General features: G+C 72.1%; 12 protein-coding genes. 8 read left to right on the top strand and 4 right to left on the bottom strand.

The features are described 5' to 3' along the window. Positions 1 to 5: 5 nt before the first annotated feature. On the top strand, positions 6 to 581 hold the full coding sequence (locus Sdi02f_RS28645; protein WP_053666102.1) for a TetR/AcrR family transcriptional regulator: 576 nt from the start codon (positions 6 to 8) through the stop codon (positions 579 to 581). A gap of 60 nt (positions 582 to 641) precedes the next feature. Here the strand turns inward: Sdi02f_RS28645 and Sdi02f_RS28640 are convergent, their stop codons facing one another. The 4 genes from Sdi02f_RS28640 to Sdi02f_RS28625 form a co-directional block, all read right to left on the bottom strand. Further along, on the bottom strand, positions 642 to 1,940 hold the full coding sequence (locus Sdi02f_RS28640; protein ID WP_108934255.1) for a YeeE/YedE family protein: 1,299 nt from the start codon (positions 1,938 to 1,940) through the stop codon (positions 642 to 644). 257 nt (positions 1,941 to 2,197) lie between these two features. Further along, positions 2,198 to 4,105, bottom strand: a complete 1,908-nt coding sequence (gene htpG / locus Sdi02f_RS28635; RefSeq protein WP_031185733.1) for a molecular chaperone HtpG — start codon at positions 4,103 to 4,105, stop codon at positions 2,198 to 2,200. 49 nt (positions 4,106 to 4,154) lie between these two features. Beyond that, complete coding sequence (locus Sdi02f_RS36595; RefSeq protein ID WP_108934254.1) at positions 4,155 to 4,418, bottom strand: DUF4303 domain-containing protein; 264 nt, start codon at positions 4,416 to 4,418, stop codon at positions 4,155 to 4,157. Positions 4,419 to 4,464: 46 nt separating this feature from the next. After that, positions 4,465 to 4,962, bottom strand: coding sequence for a DUF2975 domain-containing protein (locus Sdi02f_RS28625; RefSeq protein WP_030403220.1), 498 nt, complete (start codon positions 4,960 to 4,962; stop codon positions 4,465 to 4,467). Between the two features lie 236 nt (positions 4,963 to 5,198). Between Sdi02f_RS28625 and Sdi02f_RS28620 the strand changes: the two genes are divergently transcribed. From Sdi02f_RS28620 to Sdi02f_RS28590, 7 genes are all read left to right on the top strand, one after another. Next, positions 5,199 to 6,074, top strand: a complete 876-nt coding sequence (locus tag Sdi02f_RS28620; protein WP_108934253.1) for an SGNH/GDSL hydrolase family protein — start codon at positions 5,199 to 5,201, stop codon at positions 6,072 to 6,074. A 30-nt stretch (positions 6,075 to 6,104) separates the two neighbouring features. After that, positions 6,105 to 7,061 (top strand): GlxA family transcriptional regulator, encoded by a 957-nt coding sequence (locus Sdi02f_RS28615; RefSeq protein WP_108934252.1) that lies wholly within the window; start codon positions 6,105 to 6,107, stop codon positions 7,059 to 7,061. Between the two features lie 124 nt (positions 7,062 to 7,185). After that, a complete protein-coding gene (gap, locus tag Sdi02f_RS28610; RefSeq protein ID WP_030403223.1) occupies positions 7,186 to 8,184 on the top strand; it encodes a type I glyceraldehyde-3-phosphate dehydrogenase in 999 nt (332 codons plus the stop codon). 49 nt (positions 8,185 to 8,233) lie between these two features. Beyond that, positions 8,234 to 8,731: a peptidylprolyl isomerase gene (locus Sdi02f_RS28605; protein ID WP_030403224.1), complete on the top strand. Its 498-nt coding sequence runs from the start codon at positions 8,234 to 8,236 to the stop codon at positions 8,729 to 8,731. Positions 8,732 to 8,878: 147 nt separating this feature from the next. After that, entirely contained in the window at positions 8,879 to 10,357 is a 1,479-nt protein-coding gene (locus Sdi02f_RS28600; protein ID WP_030403225.1) for a glutamate-cysteine ligase family protein, read from the top strand. 41 nt (positions 10,358 to 10,398) lie between these two features. After that, positions 10,399 to 11,232, top strand: coding sequence for a class II glutamine amidotransferase (locus Sdi02f_RS28595; protein WP_030403226.1), 834 nt, complete (start codon positions 10,399 to 10,401; stop codon positions 11,230 to 11,232). 302 nt (positions 11,233 to 11,534) lie between these two features. Continuing rightward, entirely contained in the window at positions 11,535 to 12,473 is a 939-nt protein-coding gene (locus tag Sdi02f_RS28590; protein WP_031086624.1) for a TauD/TfdA dioxygenase family protein, read from the top strand. Positions 12,474 to 12,541 lie beyond the last annotated feature (68 nt).

Raw genomic sequence — 12,541 nt, 5'->3', positions numbered from 1 at the left:
CTCCCATGGCAACCGGACACACCGATCCGCAGCGGCGGGAGCGCATCCTCGATGCCACCCTCGACCTGATCGCCGAGGAGGGCATCGCCCGCGTCTCCCACCGGAAGATCGCCGCCCGCGCGGGGGTTCCGCTCGGCTCGATGACGTACCACTTCAGCGGCATCGACCACCTGCTGCGGGAGGCGTTCGGCCGGTTCACCGACCACATCGTCGCGGTGTTCGACGAGCATCTCGGCGCCGCCGCCGACCGCGACCAGGCCCGTGAGGCGGTGGCCGACCTCGTCCACGAGCTGTCCGAGGAGAGCCAGCGCGACCTGGTGCTCACCCAGGAGCTGTACACGCTCGCCGCGCGCCAGCCCGCCTACCGGGAGCTGACCCACGAGTGGATGCGCCGCAGCCGCGTCCACCTGGAGAAGCACTTCGACCCGGACACGGCCCGCCAGCTCGACGCCCTCATCGAGGGCCTCACCCTGCACCGCGCCCTGGCCCGGGAGCCGCACGGGCGGGCGCTCACCGTGGAGGCCATCGCCCGGGTCACCACCACGGACCGGTCCGCACCGCGGGGAAGCGACACCCCGTAGCGGACCTCCCGGCGGCCCGTGCGGCACGGTCCTGACCCCTGTGCCGCACGGGCGCCCCCGTCAGCAGACGCCGTCGCCCGGCTTGGGGTTGCCCAGGCCGAACAGCGGGCGCAGCCTGAGGCCCACCCAGGTGCCGGCCAGTGCGCAGGCGCCCCACAGCCAGCCGCTGAGGCTGCCCGACGCGATGCCCGCCAGGTAGGCGCCGATGTTGCAGCCGCCGGCCAGCCGGGCGCCGACGCCCATCAGCACACCGCCGAGCACCGCGGCCACGGCGGTGCGCCAGGGAATGCCCCGGTGCAGCGCCCAGGTGCCGCCGAGCGAGGCGGCGACGGCCGCGCCGATCATGATGCCGATGTCGGTGAGGCTGGTCTTGTCGGCGAGCACGGGGCCGGCCAGCATCTCCGCGTTGCCGGGCCGCTGCCACCAGGTCCAGTTCTCGGGGTGGCCGCCGAGCGCGCCCACCAGCTCCGAGCCCCAGAGGCTGAAGGCGCTGGTGACGCCCCAGGCACCGCCGGAGACCAGCAGGACGCCCGCGCCGAGCAGGGCCAGCGCCAGGGCGCCGGCGGCCAGCGGCCAGGAACCGCGCACGGCCCGGACGGCGGCCCGGCGCGCGGAGGGTACGGCGCCCAGCGGCGGCGGGTTGCGGCGGGCCTGGACGCGTCGGCTGACCAGCACCACGAGGAGCAGCGCGGCGACGGTCACGCCCCAGGAGCCGAACCAGCCGACGTGCTCGGACAGCACGACGGGCTCCCAGGCCGGCAGGTCCTTCCACAGGTCGTACTGCCAGGCGGCGAGCGTGGCACCGGCGACGAACCCGCCGAGCGTCAGCACGATCGAGGTCTGCCCCGAGCCGACCGCGAAGAGGGTGCCCGAGGCACAGGCGCCGCCGAGCTGCATGCCGACGGCGAAGAGTGCGGAACCGGCGAACAGCCCGACGCCGATCGGTCCGGCCGACGGCGCGGGCTGGGAGCCGAACAGGCCGGTCCCCGTGCCGATGAGCAGCGCGAAAAGGGTGGCCGTGGTGCCGAGGAGCAGGGCGTGCGCCCGCAGCCCGGTGCCGTTGCCGACGGCGACGAGCTGCCGCCAGGCGGAGGTGAAACCGAACCGGGAGTGGAAGAGGGCGACGCCCAGGCCGAGGCCGAGCAGGAGCAGCACGCCCGGCTTGGCGCCGTGCGCGGACCACACGTACGCGGTCAGGGCGGCGGCGAGCAGCCCGGACACGACCAGCGGCGTCCGCCGCACCGGGGGCAGGGGCGGCGCCTCGGGACGCTCCGAGGAGGTGGGCGAGGGGGCGAACAGAAGGGTGGACGCGCGCGGCGGCGCGGCCGGGGACGACCCGGCGGGGGGTGCGGTGGTCACGGAACAGTCTCCGGGGTGGGTGCACGGGGGCGGCGGACGCTGGCGGACCGGCGGCGCGGGGCGCTCTGCCGGTCGGGGGCTCAGCGGCGACAGAGGCCGTCGTCGACGCACCACGCCGAGGTCGCGAAGAGCGCGAGGCACAGCAGCGGAGCCGATGCATACATGCGTGCGAATATACGGAGGAGACCGCTCCGGATGCCACGCCGTCTCGCCATGCGGATGGCGGGACGGCGTGGGATCCGTGTGCTCCCGGCCGGTTAGAGGGTGCGCTCCAGCCGGTCCGCCATCAGCTGCACGAAGCGTGCGGGCTCCTTGGGCCGGCCGCCCTCGGCGAGCACCGCGAGGGCGTGCAGGAGTTCGGCGGTCTCGGTGAGTTCCGTGCGGTCCTGCCGGTCGGTCCAGGCCCGGTTCAGGGTCTTGACCAACTGGTGCTCCGGGTTGAGTTCGAGGATCCGCTTGGCGCTGGGCACCTCCTGGCCCATCGCCCGGTACATGTTCTCCAGGGCCGGCGTCAGCTCACCCGCGTCGGAGACGACGCAGGCCGGGGAGACGGTCAGGCGGTGCGAGAGGCGGACCTCCTTGACGTCCTCGCCCAGGTGCTCGCTCATCCAGCCGAGCAGCCCGGCGTACTCCTCGCCCTGCTTCTCCTTCTCGGCCTCGCTCTTGTCGTCCTCGGTGCCGGAGAGGTCGATCTCGCCCTTGGCCACCGAACGCAGCGTCTTGCCCTCGTACTCCCCGACCGCGTCGACCCAGACCTCGTCGACGGCGTCGGTCAGGAGGAGGACCTCGACGCCCTTGGCCCGGAACGCCTCCATGTGCGGGGAGTTCTCGATGGCGGCGCGGGACTCGCCCGTCATGTAGTAGATGTCGTCCTGGCCCTCCTTCATCCGCTCCACGTAGTCCTTGAGCGAGGTCGGCTCGTCGGCGTCACGGGTGGAGGCGAACGAACAGGCGGCGAGGATCGCGTCCCGGTTCTCGGAGTCGGTCACCAGGCCTTCCTTCAGCACCGCGCCGAACTCGCGCCAGAACGTGGCGTAGCGCTCCGGCGCCGACGTCCTGAGGTCCTTGACCGTGGAGAGGACCTTCTTGGTCAGGCGGCGCTGGATCATGCGGATGTGGCGGTCCTGCTGGAGGATCTCGCGGGAGACGTTGAGCGAGAGGTCCTGCGCGTCGACCACGCCCTTGACGAAGCGGAGGTAGGGCGGCAGCAGTTCCTCGCAGTCGTCCATGATGAAGACGCGCTTCACGTAGAGCTGGACGCCGCGCCGGTAGCCCTGGGTGAACAGGTCGTGCGGGGCGTGCGAGGGCACGAAGAGCAGCGCCTGGTACTCGAAGGTGCCCTCCGCCTGGAGCCGGATCGTCTCCAGCGGGTCGCGCCAGTCGTGGCCGATGTGCTTGTACAGCTCGTGGTACTCGTCGTCGGACACCTCGTCGCGCGGGCGCGCCCACAGGGCCTTCATCGAGTTGAGCGTCTCGGCCTCGCGGGCCTTTGCGCCGTCGCCGTCCTCGCCGGGCTCCGGCAGCAGGCGGACCGGCCAGGTGATGAAGTCCGAGTACCGCTTGACGATCTCCTTGATCTTCCAGGCGGAGGTGTAGTCGTGGAGCTGGTTCTCGGCGTCGGCGGGCTTGAGGTGCAGGGTGACGGCGGTCCCCTGCGGGAGGCCGTCGATCCGTTCGAGGGTGTAGGTCCCCTCGCCCTTGGAGGTCCAGCGGGTGCCCTCGGCCTCGCCGGCGTGCCGGGTGACCAGGGTGACCTCGTCCGCGACCATGAAGCCCGAGTAGAAGCCGACGCCGAACTGGCCGATGAGCCCGTCGGCTCCGGCCCCGTCCTGGGCCTCGCGCAGTTCCTGCAGGAACTTGGCGGTGCCCGAGTTGGCGATCGTGCCGATCAGCCGGGTGACCTCGTCATACGACATGCCGATGCCGTTGTCCCGCACGGTCAGGGTGCGGGCGTCCTTGTCGACCTCCAGCTCGATGTGCAGGTCGCTCACGTCGGCGTCGGGGACGTCGCCGCGCAGGGCGGCGAGGCGCAGCTTGTCCAGCGCGTCGGAGGCGTTGGAGACGAGCTCGCGCAGGAAGACATCCTTGTTCGAGTAGACGGAGTGAATCATCAGCTTGAGAAGCTGACGCGCCTCTACCTGGAACTCAAACGTTTCGGTCGTCATGGCTGGTGAGTACCTCACAGGTCCGTCGTGCGACTGGGCGGGAGCCACTTTAGAACAGCCCCGGGGCACCGCTGGAGTGGTCGCCGCCCACTCGTCCCGGAGTGCGGCGGCCGCTGCCCGCCGTTCCGTCGGGGCCCCGGGCGGGTTGAGCCGCGAGGGCCTCGGCCGGCCAGGCGGACAGCGCGGGTCCGTGGCCCTCGCCGGACGCCACCGGGGCGCAGCAGGAGAACCGGTGACCGGGGTGTTCCCGGAACAGGCCGCGCAGGGCCGCGCGGTGGACGGCGTCGGCCGGTTGGGACTCGGTCGGCGGCACGGTGGCGCCTCCGGGAGGTTCGGGCGGCGGGGCGGGGCCGGAACCGTCAGACCGCCTCGGCGAGTTCGGCGCGCATCGCGGTCGCCTTGTGCAGCAGTCCGCGCATAACGACGGTGAGCATGGCGAACGCGGCTCCGGCCCCGGCACAGGTGACCGCGGCACCGAGCGCGCCGAGCGCCTGCATGCCGTCGTCGGGAGAGGGGATCTCCGCCACGGCCAGGTGCACGGCGGTGCCGAGCGCCAGCAGCGTGGCCACGACCGTGGCCCCGATGACGACGTCGACCCACCGGAAGGCCCGGCGGGTGAAGACGGCGTCCCGCTCGACCATGCCGAGCAGCATCCACACCGCGCCCAGCACGACCTGGACGCAGGCGACCCCGACGATCGCCACCGTCGCATAGGGCACGGCGAAGGGTTCGTAGGGCGGGAAGCGGTCGACCTCGTCGGACGCCGTGGACGGGATGACGACGAGCTGGCCGAAGAGTCCGAGCAGGATCGCTGAGGCTGTGCCGACCCTGAGTGCGGCGATGATCAGACGGTGCATGCGTCGATCTTCGACGGGAGCCGGTCGGGAATCAAACGGCTCGGCCGAGGAGAGGGCCGCCCCGGCGCCGGTGCGGCCCGGCGTCCGTGAGAAGTTCCGTCACCACCGTTGACGCCGGGTCAGCAGCCCTGCACATTACTTAAAAGTAGAACCGTCCGGTAACCCCGTCGCACCCGTTCGGCGGCCCCGCCGCACCCCTCCCGAAGACCGCCGCCCTCCCGAAGAAGAGAGAGCACATGCCGAAGCACACCTTTCGCCGTGTCATGACCGCGACAATCGCCGCGGTCGGCACGCTCGCCCTCGGCCTCACGGACGCCACCGCCCACGCCGCGCCCGCCCCCCTCGACTACGTGGCCCTCGGCGACAGTTACAGCGCCGGATCGGGCGTCCTGCCCGTCGACCCCACCAACCTGCTCTGTCTGCGCTCGACGGCCAACTACCCCCATGTCATCGCGAAGGCGACGGGCGCCCGCCTCAAGGACGTCACCTGCGGCGCCGCCCGCACCGCCGACTTCACGCAGGCCCAGTACCCGGGCGTCGCCCCGCAGTTGGACGCGGTAGGCGCCGGCACGGACCTGGTCACGCTCACCATCGGCGGCAACGACAACGGCACGTTCATCAACGCCATCACGGCCTGCGGCACGGCGGGCGTCCTCAGCGGCGGCAAGGGCAGTCCCTGCAAGGACAAGCACGGCACGTCCTTCGACGACGAGATCGAGACCAGCACCTATCCCGCGCTCAAGGCGGCCCTGCGCGCGGTGCGCGCCAAGGCGCCGGACGCCCGGGTGGCGGCCCTCGGCTATCCGTGGATCACCCCGGCCGCCGCCGACCCGTCCTGCTTCGTGAAGCTGCCCCTCGCCGCCGGTGACGTGCCCTACCTGCGCGCCATCCAGGCGCACCTGAACGACGCGGTCCGGCGGGCGGCCGAGGAGACGGGCGCCACGTACGTCGACTTCTCCGCGGACTCCGAGGGCCACGACGCCTGCCAGGCCCCCGGGACCCGCTGGATCGAGCCGCTGCTGTTCGGGAGCAACCTCGTGCCCGTCCACCCCAACGCCCTGGGCGAGCGGCGCATGGCCGAGCACACGATGAGCGTCCTCGGCCTGGGCTGACCCCGGCACTCCCCCGCGTACGCTCTTCCCGTGCCGTCCTCCCGCCTGCGCCGCGTCGCCGTCCTCGTGCTCGAGGGCGCGAAACCGCTCGACGTCGGCATCCCGGCGCAGGTCTTCACGACGCGCGCCAGCATGCCTTACGAGGTCCGGGTGTGCGGGGCGGCTGAGGGCCTGGTGACCGGCGGCGACGGCCTGTCGTACCACGTCGCCCACGGCCTCGACGCCCTGGCCTGGGCCGACGTGGTCTTCCTGCCCGGTTACCGCTCCCCCGACGTCGACGACCCGCCGCCGGCCGTCGTCGAGGCGCTGAGGGCGGCCCACGGCCGGGGCGCCCGCCTCGCCGCCATCTCCACCGGGGCCTTCGCGCTGGCCGCCACCGGCCTGCTCGACGGCAGGCGGGCCACCACCCACTGGCACTACACGCGGGCGCTCGCGGCGAAGCACCCGCGCGTACGGGTCGACGAGAACGTGCTGTTCGTGGACGAGGGCACCGTCCTCACCTCCGCGGGCGCCGCCTCCGGCATCGACCTGTGCCTGCACATCCTGCGCGGCGACCTCGGGGTGGCCGCGTCGAACCACGCGGCCCGGCGCCTGGTGGCGGCCCCCTACCGCAGCGGCGGCCAGGCCCAGTACGTGCCGCGCAGTGTGCCCGAGCCCCTCGGCGAGCGCTTCGCCGCCACCCGCGAGTGGGCGCTGCGCCGGCTGGGTGAGCCGCTCACCCTGGAGGCCCTGGCCCGGCACGCGGCCGTCTCCCCGCGCACCCTCTCCCGGCGCTTCGTCGAGGACACCGGGTACACGCCGATGCAGTGGATCATGCGGTCCCGGATCGACATGGCCCGCGAGCTGCTCGAACGCTCGGAGCGCGGCGTCGAGCAGATCGCCGCCGACGTGGGGCTCGGCACCGGCGCCAACCTGCGGCTGCACTTCCAGCGCATCCTCGGCACCACCCCCAGCGAGTACCGGCGCACCTTCGCCCGCGGCGAGTAGGCGTGCCGCCGGCCGGTGTGGCGCGATCCTTGCGAACCGTGGCACTTCCGCCGCTGCCGCCCCCGGACGGCGTGCGCGAGCCTGGTGGCGAAGGACTGGTGGCGAACGAAGGGACACACCACTCATGACTCGCATCGGCATCAACGGTTTCGGCCGCATCGGGCGCAACGTGCTGCGCGCGCTGCTGGAGCGCGACACGAAGCTCGAGGTCGTCGCCGTCAACGACCTCACGGAGCCCGCCACCCTCGCCCGCCTGCTCGCCTTCGACTCCACGGCCGGCCGGCTCGGCCGCCCGGTGACCGTGGACGGCGACACCCTCGTCGTCGACGGGCAGCGCATCAAGGTCCTCGCCGAGCGCGACCCGGCCCGGCTCCCCTGGGCCAAGCTGGGCGTCGACCTCGTGCTGGAGTCGACCGGCCGCTTCACCTCGGCCGACGCGGCCCGCGCCCACCTCGCCGCGGGCGCGCGCAAGGTCCTGGTCAGCGCCCCGTCGAGCGGCGCCGACGTGACGCTCGCCTACGGCGTGAACACCGACGCCTACGACCCGGCGGCCCACACGATCGTCTCCAACGCCTCCTGCACCACCAACGCCCTCGCGCCGCTGGCCGCGGTGCTGGACGAGCTGGCCGGCATCGAGCACGGGTTCATGACGACGGTGCACGCCTACACGCAGGAGCAGAACCTCCAGGACGGCCCGCACCGCGACGCGCGCCGCGCCCGTGCCGCCGGCGTGAACATCGTGCCGACCACGACGGGCGCCGCCAAGGCGATCGGCCTCGTCCTGCCGGGCCTCGACGGCAAGCTGTCGGGCGACTCGATCCGCGTGCCGGTCCCGGTGGGCTCGATCGTCGAGCTGAACACGACCGTCGCCCGCGACGTGACGCGCGAGGACGTGCTCGCGGCCTACCGCGCCGCCGCCGACGGGCCGCTCGCCGGGGTGCTGGAGTACTCGGAGGACCCGCTGGTCTCCTCCGACATCACGGGCAACCCGGCCTCGTCGATCTTCGACTCTGCCCTGACCCGCGTCGACGGCCGGCACGTCAAGGTGGTCGCCTGGTACGACAACGAGTGGGGCTTCTCCCACCGCGTGATCGACACCCTCACGCTGCTCGCCACACGCTGAACGGGAAGCCGGTTCGGCATCACCCGGGGTCACAGGTCACAATGGTGCGATGAGCAATTCCAAGGTTTACTTCGACATCGACATCAACGGCCAGGATGCGGGCCGCATCGTCTTCGAGCTCTTCGAGGACGTCACCCCCAAGACCGCCAAGAACTTCATCGAGCTGGCGACCGGCGAGCACGGCTTCGGCTACGCGGGTTCCCCGTTCCACCGCGTGATCCCGCAGTTCATGCTCCAGGGCGGCGACTTCACCGAGGGCAACGGCACCGGGGGCAAGAGCATCTACGGCGCGAAGTTCGAGGACGAGAACTTCAAGCTCAAGCACACCGGCCCCTACCTGCTCTCGATGGCCAACGCGGGGCCGAACACCAACGGCTCGCAGTTCTTCATCACCACGGTGGCCACCCCGTGGCTGGACGGCAAGCACGTCGTCTTCGGCAAGGTCGTCGAGGGCACGGACGTCGTCGACAAGGTCGAGGGCTACGGCTCCTCGCCGACGGGCAAGACCTCCGCGAAGATCACGGTGCGCGCCTCCGGCAAGCTGTAGGCCCTGATCGGCCCTGCCAGGACCCGAGGGAGGGGGCCCGCCGCACACGGTGCGGCGGGCCCCCTCCCGTTTCGTCTGGTGGGGTGCGCCAGGTGGTGCGACGCTGGGGTGGAGGAGCGTCCGAGGAAGGCAACCCCGGGAGGACCCATGGGACGGGACGTCCCGGCGCTGGTCTTCACCCGCGAGGACCGCCGCCGGTACCGCATCAAGATGCAGGAGTGCCTCGACGCCTTCGCGCAGATGCTGCGCGAGTCCCGCTTCGAGACCGAGCGTCCCCAGGTCGGCCTGGAGATCGAACTGAACCTGGTCGACGACCGGGGCGAACCGGCCATGCGCAACAGCGACGCCCTCGAGGCGATCGCGGACCCGGCCTGGTCCACCGAGCTGGGCCGGTTCAACCTGGAGATCAACATCCCTCCCCGGCAGCTCACGGCCGGCGGCCCCGACGCGTGGGAGACCGAGATCCGGGCCGCCCTCAACCACGCCGAGGACCGTGCCGCGTCGGTCGGCGCCCACCTGATCATGATCGGCACCCTGCCCACCCTGCGCCGGCAGGACGTGGGGGAGGCGGCCCTGTCGGAGAACCCGCGCTACCGGCTCCTCAACGACCAGGTGTTCGCCGCCCGGGGCGAGGACCTGCACATCGAGGTGGACGGCGTCGACCGCCTGCGGACCTACGCCGACACGATCACACCCGAGGCCGCCTGCACCAGCACCCAGTTCCACCTCCAGGTCGCCCCGGAGGAGTTCCCCGACTACTGGAACGCGGCGCAGGCCGTCGCCGGTGTCCAGGTCGCCCTCGCGGCCAACTCCCCCTTCCTGCTCGGCAAGGAGCTGTGGCACGAGAGCCGCATCCCTCTGTTCGAGCAGGCCACCGACACACGGCCGCAGGAGATCAAGGCACAGGGGGTCAGGCCCCGGGTGTGGTTCGGTGAGCGGTGGATCAACAGCGTCTTCGACCTGTTCGAGGAGAACCTGCGCTACTTCCCGGCGCTGCTGCCGCTGTGCGACGAGCAGGATCCCGCCGAGACCCTCGACCGCGGGGACGTCCCGGAACTGGGCGAGCTCACCCTCCACAACGGCACCATCTACCGCTGGAACCGGCCCGTCTACGCCGTCGCCCACGACAAGCCGCACGTCCGCGTGGAGAACCGGGTCCTGCCGGCCGGCCCGACCGTCGCCGACACCCTCGCCAACGGCGCCTTCTACTACGGACTCACCCGCGCCCTGGTGGAGGAGGAGCGGCCGGTGTGGTCGCGGATGTCCTTCTCGGTCGCCGAGGACAACCTGCACACCGCCGCCCGGCACGGCATGGAGGCCCACCTCTACTGGCCCGGCGCGGGCGAGGTGACCGTGCCCGAACTGGTCCTGCGCCGGCTGCTGCCGCTGGCGCACCGGGGACTGGAGCTGTCGGGCATGGACTCCGCCTGGCGCGAGCCCCTGCTCGGCATCATCGAGCAGCGCTGCGTCACCGGCCGCAACGGCGCGGTCTGGCAGAAGGAGATGTTCCACCACATCGACGCCGGCGCCCGGCCCGGCCGCCACGAGGCGCTGCGCCGGATGACCCAGCAGTACATGGACTACATGCACCTCAACGCCCCGGTCCACACCTGGCCGGTCGACTGACGTCCGGGGCGCCGCAGACCACCAGGGAGGCGGACGGAGCGATGTGCCGATGGCTCGCCTACTCGGGGACGCCGGTCCTCCTGGAGTCCCTGCTCTACCAGCCCGAACACTCCCTCATCGACCAGAGCCTGCACGCCCGCATGGGTGTCGAGACGACGAACGGGGACGGGTTCGGCGTCGGCTGGTTCGGACCGGAGATGGCCACACCCGCGATCGTGCGGGAGATCGGGCCGGCCTGGAGCAACCGCAACCTGCGGGAGATCGCGAGCCATGTCCGCTCCCCGCTGTTCTTCGCGCACATACGGGCCTCCACGGGCAGCGCGGTGCAGCAGACCAACTGCCATCCCTTCCGCCACGGCCGCTGGATGTGGATGCACAACGGCGCGATCGACGGGTTCCACCGGCTGCGCCGGGACCTCGCCCTGGCCGTCGACCCGCAGCTCTACCTCGACATCGAGGGCTCGACGGACTCCGAGATGATGTTCTACTTGGCGCTCACCCTCGGCCTGGAGCAGGACCCGCCCTCGGCCGTGGCCCGCATGGCGGGTCTGGTGGAGGAGATCGGCCACGAGCACGGCGTGGAGTTCCCGCTGCAGATGACCGTCGCCGTCACCGACGGACGGCGGCTGTGGGCCTTCCGCTACTCCAGCCAGGGACAGTCGCGCTCGCTCTACTACAGCAGCCGGGTGGAGAGCCTGCGCGCGCTCCACCCGGACCTGCCCTTCCTGAAGGACGCCTCCGACAACAGCCGCCTCATCGTCTCGGAACCGCTGGGCGACCTGCCCGGCGCGTGGAACAAGGTGCCCGAGAGCAGCTACGGGGTGGTCCAGCCGGAGGGCGACGAGCTGCGCCCCTTCGTTCCCCGCCGTCCCTGACCCCGTTGACAGGGACGGAAGAAGATCACACAATCGGTCCATGACCCCATACCGGTTCGGCACCATCGCGGAGTGTCCCCGCGTGCCCGAGCGCACCGGATGTGAGCGTTCCGGCCTTTAACGGCCCTTTCTCCACCGACCGCCCGACGCCCGTCGCGTCGTGAACCGTCGCACCCCTCCGCCGCCTTCCGGCGCGGAGCACCCGTAGCACCTTCATGTCACCGGCCGACCGGCCGGCGCCGCGCGCGCCGTCCCGCCCGGCCGGGCTTCCACGCGTACCCGTACCCAAGGGGAGGACTCCCATGACCGTCACGGCCACCGGCCCGAGCACCGTCCTGCGCGAAGCACGCGTCCCGGAGGACGGACTCTACGAGGGCCGGCGCGTCCTGCGCCGCCTGCCCGAGGGGTGGCAGGAGCGGCCCTACGCCCGTTTCGAGGTGGTCCCGCAGGCACGCACCATCGGCGCCGAGATCCGCGGCGTCGACCTCTCCCGCCCGCTCGCTCCCGCGCTGCGTGAGGAGCTCAACCGTGCCCTGCTGGAGTGGAAGGTGCTGTTCTTCCGGGCCCAGCACCTCACCTCCGCACAGCAGCGCGACTTCGCCCGCAACTGGGGGGAGTTGGAGACCAACCCCCTGCTCGCCGCGGGTTCGAGCGACGACGTCGTCCGGTTCGACAAGGGTGCCGGGGCCGCACCGACGTACGAGAACGTGTGGCACACCGATGTCACCTTCCGCGAGCGGCCCGCGCTCGGTGCGGTGCTCCAGCTGCGCGAGGTGCCGCCGTTCGGCGGGGACACCCTGTGGGCGGACATGGCCGCGGCCTACGACAACCTGCCCCGGGAGGTGAGGGACCGCATCGACGGCGCCCGCGCGGTGCACGACTTCATCCCGGGCTTCGCGCGGTTCTACGGACCCGAGCGGCTGCTGCCGCACCAGGACCTGTTCCCGCCCGTGGAGCACCCGGTCGTGCGCACGCACCCCGAGACGGGGCGGCGCATGCTGTTCGTCAACACGTCCTTCACGACGCACATCACCGGCATGGACCGCGACGAGAGCGACCGCCTGCTGCGCTTCCTCTTCCAGCAGGCGCACGTGCCCGAGTACCAGGTGCGCTGGCGCTGGCAGGCCGGCGACGTCGCCTTCTGGGACAACCGCGCCACCCAGCACTACGCCGTCGGTGACTACGGCTCCCGGCGGCGGGTCGCCGAACGCGTCGCCGTCGCGGGCGACCGGCCCTTCTGATCCCGGTCCGGTCCCGGACCCCGAGGGCCGGGGGCGGGGAGGCCAGGGGCCGGAGGCAGGGGCTGACT

The sequence above is a fragment of the Streptomyces ardesiacus genome (assembly GCF_003112575.1).
In the GTDB taxonomy this organism is placed as follows: Bacteria; Actinomycetota; Actinomycetes; order Streptomycetales; family Streptomycetaceae; genus Streptomyces; species Streptomyces ardesiacus.
Note: the sequence above shows the minus strand (reverse complement) of the source record. Positions and strands in the feature narration are given on the sequence as shown.